Source organism: Bifidobacterium intestinale, from assembly GCF_023656765.1.
Taxonomy (GTDB): Bacteria; Actinomycetota; Actinomycetes; order Actinomycetales; family Bifidobacteriaceae; genus Bifidobacterium; species Bifidobacterium hominis.
On sequence record NZ_JAMOKR010000004.1, the window covers coordinates 13,643 to 31,469 of the forward strand.

Genomic DNA, 17,827 nt, shown 5'->3' on the forward strand with positions numbered 1-17,827 from the left:
ATCAAATCACCGCCGCCAATTCGTCACGCTGTTCGATGGCCTGCATCAGCAGCGAGCGCATCACCACCATCAACAGTTCGAACGCTGCGATCAGCAGAAGCGTTGCCGCACCGACCGCCAGCACGACGTATGGAAACATTTGCCAGTCGACCCCCACCGCAGCCATCAGAAAGCGCGAAGGCGACAACCAGATTTGACCAACCATCACAGCGAGCACCAGTACGCCTTCAATCCCCGCATATACGAGAATGTGATTCACCCAACGCATGGCCTTACCGGAAAAGACATCGCGTTTTTCAACCAAGGTCAGCAATCTCCACAGCGGTACCAACGCGGACTCGAAGCAAGCGACAATCAGCACTGCGGCAACCGCATACAGCCAATGCATCGAGTCAGCGTCGGCATACTTGGAAGCAACGCCAGCGGATGCCGCAATCGCACTGACCTGCAGTCCGAGGCAGCATATTGCAATTATCACAATCAGCACACGCAATACGCCAATCACCATGGAACGTTTCGCCGCGGAATTCGACATAATATCCGTCTCCTTCAATCCAATAAACCTGAATATCGATAATAATCTATCGATATTCGATATGCAAATCTTGTGAAAGTATGTTAGTCGATATTTTTCTATCGTTTTTCGATATGTACGATGACATCCAACACACTCAAGGAAGGAATTTGTTATGACGGAACCAGCCAGCGCTTCCCCATCACAATCTCAACAATCATCGTCATTACGAGAAATGCGAGAGACTCAAGAAACACCAAGAGCACAAGAAAACCAACCAACACAAGAATCATCCGCACATCAGGAGGAACAGCCTTTGTCGAAACCCAAAATCACGCAGGAAGAAATAGCGCAACGCCCCCTCGACAAACGCGCGGCCATCACCATTGGCGCTGCATTTCTCATCACTTTCGCATTCGACCGTCTGATCTGCAGCATACCTCCGACATGGCTTATCGGATATGAACTGCCGGTTTTCTGGATCATCTGTGCGCTTACCGTAACCGCGCTGCACTGGAAAACCGCACGAAAACAAGTTCTTGTTTGGCTTGCTTTAGGAAGCATCGTCGCCATTGGCGTGTGGAATATACTCGCCCAAGCGACCTGGTACTATTCGGGAAACGACGAATACGCGCTCACCACGCAATTCGTTCAACCGGCGTTGCTTATGCTGCACTGTCAGCTGGTCAACGGGCGTTACGATGTTCGTCGTCCACTTCAAGTTGTCTGGAATTGGTTTACCGGCTGGTTGCAGCAGCCGTTTATTCACATTCGCGATTTTGCGGAGCCGTTTTCCGTCATATTCGCAAGATTCGCAGTCGCGTCGAGACAACGTTCAAAAGTGCGCGAAATCGGCATCGCGCTGCTGATTTCCATTCCATTGCTTTTGACGATCATACCGTTGCTTGTCGGCGCCGATCAAATAGTGCAATATGAGGTGTTGAACGTTTTCCGTGATTTCAATCCGATGGCGCTCATTCTTCACATCATGTTCATCGTATTGCCGTGGCCATTGCTGTTCTCTCTGCTCATCAGCATCGACACCGAACCCACTTCCACACCGCCGAAGCAACGTTTCTCCCTCAGTTCAATAACAGCGTTCGTGGTACTGGCCGTGACCCTGATGGTGTACGCGCTGTTTTGTGCCGTACAAGTCCGGTTCCTGTTCGCAGGATCGCTCACTGACGGTTCAATCGCACTGCCAGATGGATTGACCTATAGCGAATACGCACGCAGCGGATTCTTTCAACTGTTGGCAGTCACGACCATTAATGTGACCTTGTTCGGCTTGGCGATCACTCTCGCGCCACGCACACGCATGCTCAACATCACATTGGTCGCATTGCTGGCGTTAACAGCCATTATTCTGACCTCAGCGGCACTTCGACTAGGGCTGTACATCAACGCATACGGTTTGACTTGGCTACGCTACCTTTCGGCATCATTCATCGCCTTGCTTGCCACTGTAATCCTGTTATGTCTTATTCGTTTGAAAACACAACGACTGCCATTGACCGCGACCGTGGCCGTACTGTTTATCGTATGGTATGTGGCGCTCGGTTTCAGTAGCCCTAACCGTATATGCGAAATCTACAATGCTGCTCATGGCATCGCAGACGCAGTGGCGGCAACGCCCTATCAGCCGATGGTCTGACCAGCGCACTTTTTACGCAGGCTCTCGTGCATGATCACCATCAGCACCAGGAAAACCAACATGTACAGAGGGAACCACAGCACGCTGACATGCTGTGCGATCAAGCCGAATACCGGCGGCATGCACATCGAGCCGACGTATGCGCATGCCATCTGCATGCCGACGATTGCCTGTGATTTGTCTTCGCCAAAATATGCCGGCGTGGAATGAATGACGCACGGGTAAATCGGAGCGCAGCCGAGACCGATGACCATCAGCCCCATAATAGTGCCGATATTGTGCGGCAACGGCAATAACATGCTAACGATACCGGTCAGTACGAGCGCCTGGCCCAGACGAATCATGGTCGGATCGTCGAACTTCATGGTCAGAAAGCCACTCGCCAAGCGGCCTACGGTGATGCCGATGCAGAACAGGCTGGCCCACGTGGCGGCCGTGGTCTTATCAATGCCTTTGCCGAGCACCATGTAGCTACTGCCCCACAGCATGGCCGTGGATTCCAGCGCACAGTAGCAGAAGAACATCACCAGGATTTCTTTGGCGCCGCGAATGGCAAGCACGCCTCGCACACTAAGCGGTTTGCGAGTTTCATTATTGGCTGTTCCGTCGGATTCGCCGGAAACTTCGCCCGTCTTCACCTCGGAACGCTTCTTCCACAGTGGCAGGCTGAAAATAAGAACGGCGGTGAGCGCAACCTGCAGTATGGAGATGTAACGGTAGCCCCACGACCAGCCTTGGCCCGCACCCAAAGCGAATCCCATGATGTATGGGCCGGTCAATGCGCCGATGCCCCACATGGCGTGCAGCCAGCTCATATGACGGCTCTCGTAGTGAATGGCCACATAGTTGTTGAGGGCCGCATCAACTCCGCCAGCGCCCAAGCCGTACGGGATGGCAAGCAGAATCAGCACCCAATAGTTCGGAGCCACCGAAAAGCCAAACAACGCCAACGCCGTCAAAGCCACGGAAACCGCGGTGACTTTGCCCGCCCCAAAACGCAAGGTCATACGGTCGGAAAGCAGCGCGGAGACGATGGTTCCAGCGGAAATCGTCATGGAAATGCCGCCAGCCCAAGAGATGGGCGCACCCAAATCGACACTCATCGTCGGCCATGCGGCACCCAACACCGCATCCGGCAAACCAAGACTGATGAACGCCACATAAATCACGGCAAGCAAAAGATTGACCACGTCCTACTCCCTCTTAACTGATAGCTGCCGAAGACAATATCAGCCATTATTGTAAACATATCTATCTACCGATCGGTAACTGCTCAATTGCACTATTTACCGCAGAATCTTAAATCTTTACCGCGCGAAATCACATACCTCTTCGCTAAGAAAACGCCCTCCGCAACGTCTTTGACGCAGCGGAGGGCGAACCATCGAAAAGCACCAATCAGGTATCGATCTTGGAACGGTCGAAGTCATCGGCATTCTCAACAATGAATGCCTTTCGAGGAGGCACATCATCGCCCATCAGCAGACTGAAGATCTGACTGGCCTGTTCGGCATCTTCCATACGAATACGGCGCAGCATGCGCGTGCGTGGATCCATGGTGGTGTCAGCCAACTGATCGGCGTCCATCTCACCAAGACCCTTGTAACGCTGGATGTCCTCGTTGTAGCTGATGTGCTTCTTGTCAAGCTCAGCCAATTTTCCGGCAAGCTCATCATCGGAATACGTGTAGATGTACTCCCCCTTGCGAGCTCCGGTCAAGGCGATGCGATGCAATGGAGGCACAGCCGCATACACATGGCCATGCTCGATGAGCGGCCGCATGTAACGGTAGAACAAGGTGAGCAGCAGAATGCGGATATGCGCACCATCAACATCTGCATCGGTCATCATAATGACCTTGTTGTATCTTGCCTGCTCAATGTCGAAGCTTGCACCGGAGCCAGCACCGACCACCTGAATAATCGCCGCGCATTCCTTGTTCGACAACATCTGTGACAGCGACGCCTTCTGCACGTTAAGGATTTTGCCGCGAATCGGCAACAACGCCTGGAAGCCGGAGTTACGTGCGGCCTTGGCGGTACCAAGCGCGGAATCACCCTCCACGATGAACAGTTCGGCTACATCGTCATTACCCGGCTGGCAGTCAGACAGCTTCGGAGGCATGGACGCCGATTCGAGCGCGTTCTTGCGACGGGTCACCTCTTTGGTCTTACGCGCCTGAATGCGGGCATGCATTTCGCCGACGATCTTCTCAAGTACGCGACCGGACTGTTCCTTGTAGCCGCGCTTGGATCCGGTGATCATCTCACCGAACTGCTTGTCGGTCATTTTGCTGACGATCGGCTTGACCTGCGCGGTGCCAAGCACATCCTTGGTCTGGCCTTGGAACTGCGGTTCGGCGATACGCACGGTGATGACGGCCACAAGACCGGCCAGGATATCATCACGTTCGACCTTCATGTTGGAATCTTTGAGATTCACCTTGAGCTTGCGCGCATTGTCTTCAATGGCCTTACGAATCTGCTTGGTCATTCCTAACAAGAAGCCGTCCACATGCGTGCCGCCGCCGGGGGTCTCCACCACATTGACGAAACTGCGCATGGTGGTGTCGTAACCGTTGGTCCACCGCATGGCGATGTCAACGGCGCACTTTCTTGTGACCTTCTGCGCATGCAACTCGCCGCCGTCGCCAACGGCCTGGGTTTCTTCAACGTACGTGTCTTCGCCAGTAACGCGCCAAATGTCAGAAACGGCTTCACCCTTGGACAGGTAGTCCACGAAATCCCTCACGCCACCGGTATGGCAGAATTCCTCGATACGGGCGTGAGTATACTTCGATCCCTGAGGTTGTGCCGCAACATCGGTTTCCTCGATCTGCTCCGCAGCTTCCTCGTGCTCGGCAGCGTCATGTTCAGATTCATCGCTTTCGGCAATTTCCTGCGGTTCATCACCTGCAGCATTTGCAATATCGTCGACTTCCAGCATTTCGTCGACTGATTCATCGCCGGTTTCCGGAATATTCTCGTCGATGACGGTGATTTTCAATCCCGGCACCAGGAAGCTAGTTTGCCTGACACGGTCGATCAGCTGCTCGTAGCTGAATTCTGCGGTATCGTTGAAAATCTCCGGATCAGCCCAGTAACGGATGCGGGTACCGGTGGTCTTCGGACTGACCTTGCCAATGATCTCAAGTTCGGTCGGGCGGTTTTTGCGCGTGCGCTTGAACGGCGCATCCGGCGACGGATGCTCCGGATCGACGTCGGTATACACACCCGGGTGACCCTGATGGAACGACATGTGATGGGTTTTGCCATCACGATCCACTTCCACATCAAGCCTGGAGCTCAACGCGTTCACCACGGACGAGCCCACACCATGCAGGCCGCCAGAGGCGCCGTACGAAGAGTTGCCGAACTTCGCGCCGGCATGCAGCTTGGTCAGCACCACTTCCACGCCGGTAAGCTTAGTCTTCGGCTCAATGTCGACAGGGATACCTCGTCCGTTGTCGGCAACTTCCACGGAACCGTCGGAATGCAGCGTCACAACAATATGGTTACAGACACCAGCAAGGGCCTCATCGACGGAATTATCGATGATCTCCCATAAACAGTGCATCAAACCTTGGCTATCGGTGGTGCCGATATACATGCCTGGGCGCTTGCGCACCGCGTCAAGACCTTCAAGCACAGTAAGACTGCCTGCGCCGTAATTGTCCTTGTCCTTCGCCATTTCCCTCATTCCGACTTACTTATTCGCTTCGGTCTTTCAAAAACATAAAAACGTCTTGTAGACGTAAGAAGCCGAGAAATTCGACATTCCCGCCGGATTTCTCGACTTCATTCACATATGTATCGTCTGATCACTGATCAAGGAAGTCACGCAACGTCTGCGAACGAGACGGGTGGCGCAGCTTCGACATGGTCTTCGACTCGATCTGGCGAATACGCTCACGGGTAACACCATACACACGGCCGATGTCGTCGAGTGTCTTCGGCTGTCCGTCTTCCAAGCCGTAACGCATCTTGATCACACCGGCTTCACGCGGCGACAGCGTCTCAAGCACCTGCCTGAACTGCTCCTGCAACAGCGAGAAAGCAACCGCATCGGATGGCGCGATGGCGTCGGTATCTTCGATCAGATCGCCGAACTCGGAATCGCCGTCCTCGCCCAGTGGAGTATGCAGGGAGATAGGTTCACGACCGTACTTCTGCACTTCCTGCACCTTCTCGACCGGCATGTCAAGCTCGCGCGCAAGCTCATCCGGCGTAGGTTCACGACCAAGGTCCTGAAGCATCTGGCGCTGCACACGGGATAGCTTGTTGATCACTTCGACCATGTGCACAGGCACGCGAATGGTACGCGCCTGATCGGCCATGGCTCGGGTAATGGCCTGACGAATCCACCACGTGGCGTAGGTGGAGAACTTGAAGCCCTTCTTCCAATCGAACTTTTCGACAGCTCGAATCAAACCAAGGTTGCCTTCCTGAATCAAATCCAAGAACAGCATGCCACGTCCGGTGTAGCGCTTGGCCAGCGACACCACGAGTCGCAGGTTAGCCTCCAACAGGTGATCCTTGGCGCGCCTGCCATCGTTTGCGGCCCACTTAAGCTCGCGCTTGCGCTTGAAATCCATCTGGTCGGATTCGGTGTCCAGCAGGTGCTGGGCATACAGACCAGCCTCAATACGCTCGGACAGGTCGACTTCCTGCTCCGCGTTCAGCAGGCTCACTCGACCGATCTGCTTCAGGTAATCCTTGACCGGATCGGCGGTCGCTCCTGCTGCGATCACACGACGCTTCGGATTGCCGGACGGAGTCAGATTCTCATCATCGTCATCGTCTCGCACCACGAAAGCGCCCTTTTCCTTGGGCTCTTCCGGCTTCTTGCGTTCTTCCTCATCCTCGTCGTCATCCTCCGGCTCGGATTCCTCGTCATCATCGAGATCGTCGTCACCATCCGAATCGACGTCCTCGAGATCGGCGTCGAAATCGTCAAGATCGGCGTCGTCTACCTGAGCGTCCTCATCGTCAAGTGCATCATCCTCGAGCGGCTCCTCCTTCTTGGCAGGGGCGCTCTTCTTCGCGGTAGTCTTGCGAGGGGTCTTCGTTGCGGTGGTTTTCTTCGCTGCGCTTTTCTTGGTGGAGGCCTTACGCGTAGCGGCTTTCTTCGTGGAGGTGGTCTTTTCGGTCAGATCAGCCTGTTCCATGCTTGCCGTCGTTTCCTTGGTGGCCAAACTTATCCTCCTATTGATCCTGCCAGAAGCGTATACCACAAGGACCCACTTCTGGCAAGGGCAAATCGTCAACTATGTGAGTAAACCATCTTGCAAGGACGATTATTCCCGCATAATGAGGCCTTCACGCGCAAGTCACGCCACTTTACGGCGTGTTGCCTTAGGTTTCCGATGTCCAGGCAGGCCCGATATGCCGTTCGACCGCCGAACATACGATCGCCGCCAGCGAACATTGATCATCTATCGCGAGCGCGCTGATGGCGGCTGCCATGGCGCCTTCCTGCCCCATCCACCACATGATGTAGCTGATTACGGCGAACGGCTGCGCCCGATATGTCTTCGGAATCATATCGATAATGTCGAACAGCATGTTGATCGCCTGATCGCAACGTTTCATATCGGGTCTGGCTAGGGGATCACGGAATGAATCGCTGAGCAGCTGTTCCAAACGTTGCGCGTTGATGGACTGCTTGGGTCGTTCGGCGAAATCCATAAGGAACTCCCGACTGGCGCGTTGCTCGTCGACTATGGCGGAGATGAGGAACGCATCGCGTATGGACAGCATTTCGCCCATGCCCACTGTAATTCGTATGACCGTGTCCCTATCGAGGCTGCATTCGGTACGTGTCACGCCTACTCGCCATGGCTCGTCGTTCTCCACCGACGCCTGTTCGAGTGCGTCCATCCATATGAGGAACGCCTCCGATATGAGGGAGTGTACCGCTTTGCGCGTGCCATTCAATCGGCAATCTTGTTCGAATTGGTTGATGGTTTCTTTCATTTCCATTCCGGTGATGTGTACGGTCCTGTTGGCTGTCATTGTTCTGCCCTCCTTGGCATGATTGATCGGCTTCTCTGCGCGCCGCTTGTATGGCACTATGCCTGATGCGTCGAGGCGATGCGCTGTTTTTCGAGGCCTGTGGTCGGAGGATGGGTCTTTCGGCGTTTCGCAAAATGGTTTCGCTGCCACAACTATTGCAATCATTGAGATTTGGTCTTGTCGAATGCCTGTGGATAACTGTTGGTATGACTAGCTCCTCCGATTTGGAACAGATTGAATCACGCATTGTTTCGTTAGTGAAGGATTTTGCGTTCCCTCATGCGGACGATTCGATTGCCTCTTCCTGCAGGCCTATCGCAGACATGGTCGCCACGCAGGCGGTCACTTCGAGTGAGGGTGGCAAGCGGCTTCGCGCCTTGCTGACGTTGGATTCGTTCCGCGCGTTCGCTTCGAAGGATGTGCTGGAACGCGATTTCGATGCGCTACTTAATTTGGCGTGTGCCGTGGAGGTTTTTCAGACCGGCGCCCTAGTGCATGATGACATCATCGATGATTCCGATCTGCGGCGCGGCAAGCCATCCGCGCATCGTGCGTTTTCCACCGATACGCATAGTGAGGCTATCGGTCATGGTTTGGGTATCATGCTCGGCGACATGTTGGCCACGGCGAGCGTGGATATCGCGGATAAGGCCGCATCCAAGCTTACTTATGGTTCCGATGTGGTTGCGGCGTTGCTTAATATGCATCGCGAGGTCGAGGTTGGCCAGATACTCGATTTGGCGGTGGAGCTCAACTCGTTGGACGATCCGAACGAACTGGTGGAGGCTTCGTTGAATGTATTCCGTTGGAAGACTGCCAGCTACACCACCATCGCCCCTTTGGAATTCGGCATGCTTGCCGCTGGTTTAAGCAAGGATGATGCTCGAAGGCACGCAGTGGCGGTCGGCTTGCCGCTCGGTTTGGCGTTCCAACTTGCGGATGACCTTTTGGACGTTGTCGGATCAAGCAGGAATACCGGAAAACCTGTTGGCGGAGATATTCGCGAAGGCAAGCGTACCGTGCTTCTCGCCGATGCCATCAACGCTGCGGATGATGGGCAGCGACGTGAGCTTATCGACATGTGGGAAGCCGATTCGCGTTCCGAGACTCAAGTGCAACGCGCCATTGAACTGTTTGGACAGACGGGAGCCATCGCGCGATCCCGCAACAGAATCGCAGATCTGTGGCATGCGTCGAAATCGGCTATCGATGCGCTTGATCTTTCTGAGTATCGCAAATCGCCGCTCGTCGAGGCCTGCGCACGTTTCGTACCTGACATACGTGCAAATGCGTGACGAGATCCGCGTATCTTCTGACCAGTCTCCGGACAGGACGCACGGTCGTTGCATAATCCGCAAACCTCTGCTTGTAGACTACAAATGAGAACACGTTCAGCGTGAAGCGTTTTGAAGAAGGAACCGCAGCAATCAACCATGAGTGAAGCTCCACATGCCCCCGAAGGTCAGGTCATCGAAGGCCGGTATCGGGTCGTCAGCAGAATCGCCGATGGCGGCATGGCCACGGTGTACCAGGCGGTAGACGAGCGCTTGGGGCGCACTGTCGCCATCAAAATCATGCATACGCAGCTGGCTCAGGGGCCGCACCGTGACCAATTCGTGGAGCGGTTCCACCGCGAGGCACGCTCCGCGGCCGCCATCGCCAATCCGCATATCGTGCAAGTGTATGACACCGGCGAATTCGACGGTCTTGACTACCTCGTCATGGAGTATGTTCACGGCGTGAATCTGCGCTACGAGATGAACCAGCAAGGCACGTTCAGCGTTCGTGAAACGTTGCGTATCATCGGCGAAACGTTGGATGGCCTTGCTTCCGCACACCGCGCGGGCGTGGTGCATCGCGACATCAAGCCGGAGAACATTCTGCTCAACAACCGCGGCCATGTGCAGATCACCGATTTCGGTTTGGCCAAAACGGTTTCACAGGCAACGCTTTCCTCCACTGGCGTTCTACTTGGAACGGCCGCATATCTGGCGCCGGAAATGATTGAGAAGAATCAGGCCACGCCTCAAGGCGACTTGTACTCAGTAGGCATCATGGCTTGGGAAATGCTCGCAGGCAAGGTGCCGTTCACTTCGGACAATCCGGTGACGTTGGTATTCAAGCATGTTCATGAGGATGTGCCAAGCATCGTTACCGCCTGTGAGGGCATCAATGCCCATGTGGCTGCATTCATCGCTCACCTCACGGCGCGCGCGGTCGAAGCACGCCCCGCAGACGCTTCCGCCGCATTGGCCGAGCTGCAGCGACTGCAATCCATGCTCGCGGTCAGCGATTGGCAGTATAAGCTTCCCGCGGCAAACGTCAACGTATCGCCCAATATCGCACAAGCGAAAGATGCCGTTGCTCCGATGAATGAGGGTAATCCGACCCCGCCCGCTCCCCCTGCTCCACCGACGCAACAATTCGACGATCGCACACGCAAGCTGGACAGGGTCAAACCGAACATGACGACCGTCATGCCGGTGCAACAGCAGAACGTTGATCCCGAGGCGACAACGCGCTTATCATTGCCGCCGGATGTAGACGCCAATGCCTCAGACGACGGCACGACGTCACAATCCCCTGTCGTGCAGAACGGCGATTACGGCAATGTGGGAAAGAACAAATCTTCGAAAAAGCATCATACGCCGCTTATCATCGCAGGTGTGGCTGCACTTCTTCTGGCATGCGGCGCAGGCGGCTGGGCATGGTGGTATTACCAAGGCCCCGGCAGTTATTGGACCATGCCTCAGCCGGATGGCATGTCGTGCAGTGATTCCGTGGCCTGCCCCATCACCGGTGTGAAATGGAGTGATTATGAGAGTCTGCTGAAGGTTTCCGATATCGAATACGAAGTGTCGGAAGAGTATAGCGATTCCGTAGCGGAAGGCGATATCATCTCCACCGATCCGGCGAATGTCGGCGATCGTGGCAGCAAGCGTCGCGGTCAGAAGGTCAAGGTCGTGGTTTCCAAGGGAGTCAGGCCGGCGACGGTTCCCTCCGATATTCTCGACGCGACCAGCGCATCCGGCAAGGATCCGATCAATGCGTTGAAGAAGGCTGGATTCGATAATGTCGAGCAGACCGCCGCTTCCGATGACACGTATTCCATTGACGTGCCTCAAGGGGCGTTGCTGTCGTTAAGTGTGGATCCCGGTGCCACATTGCCGCATAATACGACGATCACCGTCACGGTGTCGCAGGGACCAAAGCCAGTCACTATGCCCGATATCGTCGGCAAGACGAAGGACGAGGCACAGCAGGCGCTGGATGATCTTAGACTCACCACCAATTGGACGGAATCCTTCGACGACAAGATTCCACAAGGGCAGGTGATTTCCGCTTCCGTCAACAACGGTGATACGTTGCATTGGGGAGACAGCGTCGACGTGGTGGTTTCCAAAGGACCGGAAACCATAACCCTGCCGAATTATGTGGGGCAGAAAGCCTCTGACGCCAAAGCCGCATTGGAAAAACTCGGATTCACGGTCAAGGTAAGTTCGCAGCTCACGTTGGATTCCAACCAAGACAAGAAGGTCGCTTCGCAGGATCCGGTAGGTGGCACCGAAGTGCGTCTTCGCGACGAGAACGGCATACCAACCACCATCACATTGAAGATGTATTCCTCACTGTTCTAAAACGTAAGGGAACCGCCGGATACGGCAACGTGCTTCCCTACAATAAAGTGAGCCCATCCGGTTTCTTGGATGGGCTCACTGATGGCGTTCCGCCTCCGCTTTCTAACCATCTTTGCGGTTGCGCGGCAACGACGAAATTCAGTCCTGCTTCGGTTGCTCTTCTGCTTTCTTGGTCGCCTTCAGCAGTTCCTTGACCTTCTGCGCGTATTCGTTCACATATTCCTGACCACTCATCTTCTGAATCTCCATGGTCACACGGTCGGTGAGCGAGCGCAGATCATCGTGCGTAATCTGATCCACCGGCTTTTTTTCGACCTCGATCGGCTTGCCGTAAATCACCGTGGTCTTGCCTTTGTCGGGAATGACCTGCCCTGGCTTCTGCAATTCTCGGGAGCCGATGATGGCGGTCGGAACAATCGGGCATCCGGTTTCGAATGCCAGACGCGCCGCACCGGTGTGGCCTTTATAGAGACGTCCATCAGGACTGCGGGTGCCTTCGATGTGGATGCCGAACAGGTGGCCGTCCTCAATGATTTCACGGGCATGGTTCAACGCGCCCAACGACTTGGAGCCACCGGAACGGTCCACGGGAAACACGCCAACGGATGTAAACCACCATTTCTTGAACTTGCCTTTGATGCCTTTACCTTCGAAATATTCGGCTTTGCCCATGAAATGAATCATGCGTGGGCTGGTCAGTGGCAACAGTGCATCATCGATGACGGCAAGATGGTTGGCCGCAATGATGGCACCGCCTTCGCGAGGAATGTTTTCAAGCCCTTTTGCGGTCGGCCCCAAACGGTGGATGGCGATCGGTCCTAGGCCTTTAACGAAAAACCAGTAGAGCATTCTTCACGGTCCTCCCAGCGGATGGGCATCCGCTTGATTAAAGTTATCAGTATGACTGACCTCAACAATAGCAATGCCGATGAAGAACACCCAAATGCCGAGTCGCATGATGGAGGGAATGTTCCCTCCTCTGATGCGAACGATCTGGATGCCGCTTGGGCAGAGTTCGCCAGTTCCCATGCCGACGATTTGAAGGCCGTGGAGCACTCGCGAAGTGCGAAGCGTTTCGAGAAGCATGCGCAGCGACGCGAAAAAGAGGCGCTGCTATCGATTCAGGATCTAGATCAGGGCACATTCACCGACGATATGCCGCAAAATCGTGGACCACGCGATTTCACGGGTTCCAGCTGGTTGGACACCGATAGCATGATGGACCGTTATGGAGATGATTTCGTGCCTCCGAATCCTGAAATCGGGCATGTCAAGATATCGAAACTGGTGTTCTGGGTGCTTTTGGTCGTCGGTGTCGCTGGTATCATCGCTTCCGTGTTCATGCCTGCGTTGGCGGCGATTCTGGGGTCGATTTTCGGCTTGTGTGCATTGGTTGGCGCTGCAGGGCTTATTGTGCAGCACAAAGGACACTCGCAGACTCGCTTTGATGAGTTTGATGATGGCGCGAGGGTCTGATTTCGGTCCTTTCTCCACCGCGCATATTCTCATAACATCATAAGAATCCCGGCAACAGAATTTCCATATCGAAAGCCTCGCATCAGAAAAATGCGTGTGCGGCACCGGATATTTCGATGCCACACACGCATTTGCTATTCAGTTATTGACGAATACCGGTCAGAAAGTCTTGAATCAGGCATTTTTCTTCGACTGAGCGGTGGCGATCCATTGATTAAGCAACGCGGATGCCTTGCCGGAGTCGACGGTCTCTTCGGCGATGGCGTAGGCCGCTTTGAAACGATCGGCGAGGCTGGCTTCCGTTGGCACCAAATGTCCATCGGCGACAATCGCGGATGCCGCATTGAGCAGAGCGGTAGTACGGAACGGCAAGTCCTTGCCTGCGAGGAAGTCACGGAATAGTTGGGCATTAAGCTCCGGTTCACCACCCTTGAGGTCGGCAACGGTCACTTTGGCGAGACCGAGTTCAACGGTTGGATCAAATTCGTTTTCCGTGACCTTGCCGTCCTTGAACTCCCAGACGGACACCGGGCCAGTCGGAGCCATCTCATCCAAACCTTCGTTGGAGGTGTAGACCATACCGGTCTGACCGTTCGCCGCATATACTTCGGCCATAATCGGGCTCATCTTGCGATTGGCGCAACCGACCGCCATATGCTTCGGAGCGGCAGGATTGGTCAGTGGACCCAGCACGTTGAACACGCAGGGCACTCCCAGCGCGGCACGAATCGGACCAACGAAACGCATCGCCGGATGGAAGGTACGTGCGAAAGCGAAAGCGATGCCACACTCATTGCCAACTTGGGCAACCTGCTCCGGATCCAGATCAAGAGGCAGTCCCAGCGCCTCGAAGCAATCGGCAGTGCCACACTTGGAAGAGGCTGCGCGATTGCCGTGCTTCACGACCTTCACTCCGGAGGCGGCGGCCACCACCGCACCCATGGAAGATAGGTTCACCGTTGCAGCACCGTCTCCACCGGTACCGACGATATCGGTGGTCTCACCGTCGATATCAAGTTTGATGGCATGGGAGACCATGGCCTTGGCCGCTCCACGCACCTCATCCGGAGTCAAGCCAAGCTGCTGCTGGGTTGCCAGAACCGCACCGACGGCCGCCGGATTAGCGTTGCCGTTCATGAGGTCATCGACGAACCACTCGGATTCCTCGGCACTCAGATGGTCCCCTCCGACCAGCTTGGTGAGGATCGACTTCCATGTGATTTCAGCCATGATGCCCTCCTTGACGCTTCAGCATGTCACGTTGTTGACACGATATCGCCGCCATTGTAACCGTTCTACATTTCATGGTTTTTCAACGTCCATATCACGAACAGGTAATTGCAGAAAAGCGCTCATCATAAACAACACAGACATTTTCAATATCTATCTTCCGCATATCGAGCAACGAGCATGAAACAAAAAGGCGGTCTGCGAAAAATCCGCAAACCGCCTTCATTATGCGCGAATCATCAGAGCATCACACGATATTTCACTGTTCGTTCTGTCCGTGGCACATCTTGTACTTGCGACCGGAGCCACACGGGCACTGGGCGTTCTTGCCAGTTCCCGGGAAGGTACGGCCATCCGCCCATGGGGAGTGCAATTCCGCGCTCTTCGGACGCTTGTTGGACGGAACTTTGCCTTCGGCGTGGCTGATCGGCTGCATGCCAACGATGCCAGGTTCGTTCTTCTGCTCGTCGGCCAGTTCGTCGATGACGGTCTTTTCGGACTCATCATCGGTTTCCGGCTCGGCAGGAGCAATTTCGCCGGTAGGTTCGGTCTCGCCTTCCAGTCCCATCACCGCTTCAGCCGCGTTCACGGCCTCATCCTCGTCGGATTCGGTATCGGTGTCTTCGGTGGTGGCGACACGATCGATATCGACATGGAACAGCAGCTGGATGGTCTCCTCCTTGATCGCTTCGATCATGGAGTTGTACATCTGGTAGCCTTCGCGCTGGTATTCGACCAGCGGATCGCGCTGGCCCATGCCACGCAGCCCGATACCATCCTTGAGATAATCCATCTCATACAGGTGTTCACGCCACTTGCGGTCAAGAACCGCGAGCACGACACGACGTTCCAGCTGACGCAGACCCTCTTCACCAAGCTTGCCTTCGAAGTCGATATACTGGTCCTTGGCGTCGGAAACGATAAGCTCCTGCAAGGCCACGACGGCCTTGTCTCCCTTGAGCTTGGAGACAGCATCCTTGGCTGCTTCCGGATCGACGGCAATCGGGTACACGGCGTTCAGAGCCTTGAACAGGCCTTCCCAATCCCAATCCTTCGGCTTGTCAGAGCCCTTGTTGGCGCCCTTGATGTAGCTCAATACCGTATCGTCGATGAACTTGAGGATATCCTCGTGGATGTCCTCGCCCTTCAGTACGGCCTGACGCTCGGCGTAGATGACGGTGCGCTGCTTGTTCATCACATCGTCGTACTTGAGCACGTTCTTACGGATTTCGAAGTTGCGCGATTCCACGGCCTTCTGCGCGGTGCGCACGCCCTTGGAAACGCTCTTCGCCTCGATCGGCTCGCCTTCCGGCATGCCCTTGGCCATAACGCGAGCCACGAGCTGCGTGTTGAACAGACGCATCAGATCGTCTTCGAGCGACAGATAGAAACGGGACTCGCCCGGATCGCCCTGACGTCCGGAACGGCCACGCAGCTGATTGTCGATACGGCGGGACTCGTGACGCTCGGTACCAAGCACGTACAGACCGCCGAGCTCGACGACCTCTTCATGCTCGTCCTTGACCTGCTCCTTGATTTCGGCCAGGGTGCCCGGCCAACGCTTTTCATACTCGTCCGGAGTGTCATCCGGAGAGTAGCCTTCGGACTTGAGCTTCGCATCAGCGAGGAATTCGACGTTGCCGCCGAGCATGATATCGGTACCACGGCCTGCCATGTTGGTAGCCACGGTGACGGCGCCCTTACGGCCTGCGACGGCCACGACGGCGGCTTCCTTGTCATGCTGCTTCGCGTTCAGCACTTGGTGAGGAATGTTGGCAACGTCAAGCAGGGACGACACGATTTCAGAGGATTCCACGGAAGCGGTACCCAGCAGCACCGGCTGGCCCTTCTTGTGGCGCTTGGCCACATCACGCACGATGGCGGCCAGCTTCTCCTTCTTGGTACGGAAAATCAGATCGTCCTTGTCTTCGCGAATCATCGGCTTGTTGGTCGGAATCGGGAGCACGCCCAGCTTGTAGGTGCCCATGAACTCCGCGGCCTCGGTTTCTGCGGTACCGGTCATGCCCGACAGCTTGTCGTACATACGGAAGTAGTTCTGCAGGGTAATGGTGGCGAAGGTCTGGTTCTCAGCCTTGACTTCCACGTTTTCCTTGGCTTCGATGGCCTGATGCAGGCCCTCATTGTAGCGACGCCCCGGCAGGATACGGCCGGTGTGTTCGTCGACGATGAGCACCTCGCCGCCGGTCACCACGTAGTCGCGGTCGCGCAGGAACAGTTCCTTGGCCTTGATGGCGTTGTTCAGGTAGCCGATCAGCGCGGTGTTGTTCGGCTCGTACAGGTTGTCGATGCCGAGATAATCCTCGATCTTGTTGATGCCTGGATCAAGAATGCCGACAACCTTCTTTTTCTCGTCGACCTCATAATCCTCGTCGCGGGTGAGCTTGAGCACCAGACGTGCGAACTGGCGGTACCAACGGGTCACGTCGCCTTCGGCCGGACCGGAAATGATCAACGGGGTACGGGCCTCGTCGATGAGAATGGAGTCAACCTCATCGACGATGGCGAAGTGGTGGCCGCGCTGCACCAAATCGGACTTTTCCCACGCCATGTTGTCGCGCAGGTAGTCGAAACCGAACTCGTTGTTGGTGCCGTAGGTGATGTCGGCGTTGTACTGCTTGCGGCGCTCCGGCGGCTTCTGGTTGGTGATGATGCAGCCGGTGCTCATGCCAAGGAAGCGGTAGACACGGCCCATGAGTTCGGCCTGATAGCTTGCCAGATAGTCGTTGACGGTGACGACATGCACGCCTTGGCCGTCAAGCGCGTTCAGGTATGCCGGCAGGGTTGCCACAAGGGTCTTGCCTTCACCGGTCTTCATTTCGGCGATGTTGCCCCAGTGCAATGCCGCGCCGCCCATGAGCTGCACGTCGAAGTGACGCAGACCCAAGGTGCGCTTGGACGCCTCACGTACGGTGGCGAAGGCTTCCGGCATCAGCTTGTCGAGTGATTCGCCGTTGTCGAGACGCTGCTTGAACTTGGCGGTCTGTCCCTTAAGCTCCTCGTCGTTGAGCGCTGCGATCTCGTCCTCCAGCGCGTTGGTTGCCTGAGCGACGTGCTCAAGCTTCTTGATCTGTCGGCCTTCGCCCATTCGCAGGGCTTTGTCAACGATATCTACCACAATCACTCCCTTTGTGTATGTGAGTTACCTTGTCCGAGACTAGTCGCTATTTAGCGATTTTCGAAAAACATCGTCCATTTTACGTAATTTCCAGCGTGTTGCATCTTCCCGCCATTTAAAGCACCTTCTCAAACATGAAAAGAGGCTCGCACGTACGACGCGCGA

The 17,827-nt window shown here is 55.4% G+C and carries 12 protein-coding genes; 4 read left to right on the top strand and 8 right to left on the bottom strand.

The genetic code is table 11. From position 1 onward, the window contains the following. Window position 1: 1 nt before the first annotated feature. A complete protein-coding gene (locus NBH13_RS06015) occupies window positions 2–535 on the bottom strand; it encodes a DUF2975 domain-containing protein (RefSeq protein WP_144090572.1) in 534 nt (177 codons plus the stop codon). 295 nt (window positions 536–830) lie between these two features. Here NBH13_RS06015 and NBH13_RS06020 point away from each other — a divergent pair, with 295 nt between their 5' ends. Next, complete coding sequence (locus NBH13_RS06020; RefSeq protein ID WP_250779284.1) at window positions 831–2,168, top strand: DUF4153 domain-containing protein; 1,338 nt, start codon at window positions 831–833, stop codon at window positions 2,166–2,168. Here NBH13_RS06020 and NBH13_RS06025 read toward each other — a convergent pair. From NBH13_RS06025 to NBH13_RS06040, 4 genes are all read right to left on the bottom strand, one after another. Continuing rightward, on the bottom strand, window positions 2,153–3,358 hold the full coding sequence (locus NBH13_RS06025) for an MFS transporter (protein WP_099571260.1): 1,206 nt from the start codon (window positions 3,356–3,358) through the stop codon (window positions 2,153–2,155). The two genes, NBH13_RS06020 and NBH13_RS06025, sit on opposite strands and share 16 nt — an antisense overlap. A 208-nt stretch (window positions 3,359–3,566) precedes the next feature. Then, window positions 3,567–5,867, bottom strand: a complete 2,301-nt coding sequence (locus NBH13_RS06030; RefSeq protein WP_144171174.1) for a DNA gyrase/topoisomerase IV subunit B — start codon at window positions 5,865–5,867, stop codon at window positions 3,567–3,569. A gap of 121 nt (window positions 5,868–5,988) precedes the next feature. Then, window positions 5,989–7,335, bottom strand: coding sequence for an RNA polymerase sigma factor (locus NBH13_RS06035; protein WP_236824317.1), 1,347 nt, complete (start codon window positions 7,333–7,335; stop codon window positions 5,989–5,991). A gap of 187 nt (window positions 7,336–7,522) precedes the next feature. Continuing rightward, window positions 7,523–8,182, bottom strand: coding sequence for a DUF4192 domain-containing protein (locus NBH13_RS06040; protein ID WP_250779286.1), 660 nt, complete (start codon window positions 8,180–8,182; stop codon window positions 7,523–7,525). 206 nt (window positions 8,183–8,388) lie between these two features. Here NBH13_RS06040 and NBH13_RS06045 point away from each other — a divergent pair, with 206 nt between their 5' ends. Beyond that, the gene (locus tag NBH13_RS06045; RefSeq protein ID WP_144164323.1) at window positions 8,389–9,477 is read left to right on the top strand and encodes a polyprenyl synthetase family protein; all 1,089 of its coding nucleotides are present in this window, start codon (window positions 8,389–8,391) and stop codon (window positions 9,475–9,477) included. A gap of 138 nt (window positions 9,478–9,615) precedes the next feature. After that, a complete protein-coding gene (locus tag NBH13_RS06050; RefSeq protein WP_144164325.1) occupies window positions 9,616–11,820 on the top strand; it encodes a Stk1 family PASTA domain-containing Ser/Thr kinase in 2,205 nt (734 codons plus the stop codon). 138 nt (window positions 11,821–11,958) lie between these two features. Here the strand turns inward: NBH13_RS06050 and NBH13_RS06055 are convergent, their stop codons facing one another. After that, the gene (locus NBH13_RS06055) at window positions 11,959–12,669 is read right to left on the bottom strand and encodes a lysophospholipid acyltransferase family protein (protein WP_099571265.1); all 711 of its coding nucleotides are present in this window, start codon (window positions 12,667–12,669) and stop codon (window positions 11,959–11,961) included. 51 nt (window positions 12,670–12,720) lie between these two features. Between NBH13_RS06055 and NBH13_RS06060 the strand changes: the two genes are divergently transcribed. Next, window positions 12,721–13,296, top strand: a complete 576-nt coding sequence (locus tag NBH13_RS06060) for a hypothetical protein (RefSeq protein ID WP_099571493.1) — start codon at window positions 12,721–12,723, stop codon at window positions 13,294–13,296. 174 nt (window positions 13,297–13,470) lie between these two features. On the opposite strand, the gene trpD is transcribed toward NBH13_RS06060, so the two are convergent. Both trpD and secA read right to left on the bottom strand, forming a co-directional pair. Next, on the bottom strand, window positions 13,471–14,526 hold the full coding sequence (gene trpD / locus NBH13_RS06065; protein ID WP_250779287.1) for an anthranilate phosphoribosyltransferase: 1,056 nt from the start codon (window positions 14,524–14,526) through the stop codon (window positions 13,471–13,473). A gap of 259 nt (window positions 14,527–14,785) precedes the next feature. Then, window positions 14,786–17,662 carry a preprotein translocase subunit SecA gene (gene secA / locus NBH13_RS06070; RefSeq protein ID WP_250779289.1) on the bottom strand — a complete coding sequence of 959 codons (2,877 nt, stop codon included), beginning with the start codon at window positions 17,660–17,662 and terminating at the stop codon, window positions 14,786–14,788. Window positions 17,663–17,827: the final 165 nt, after the last annotated feature.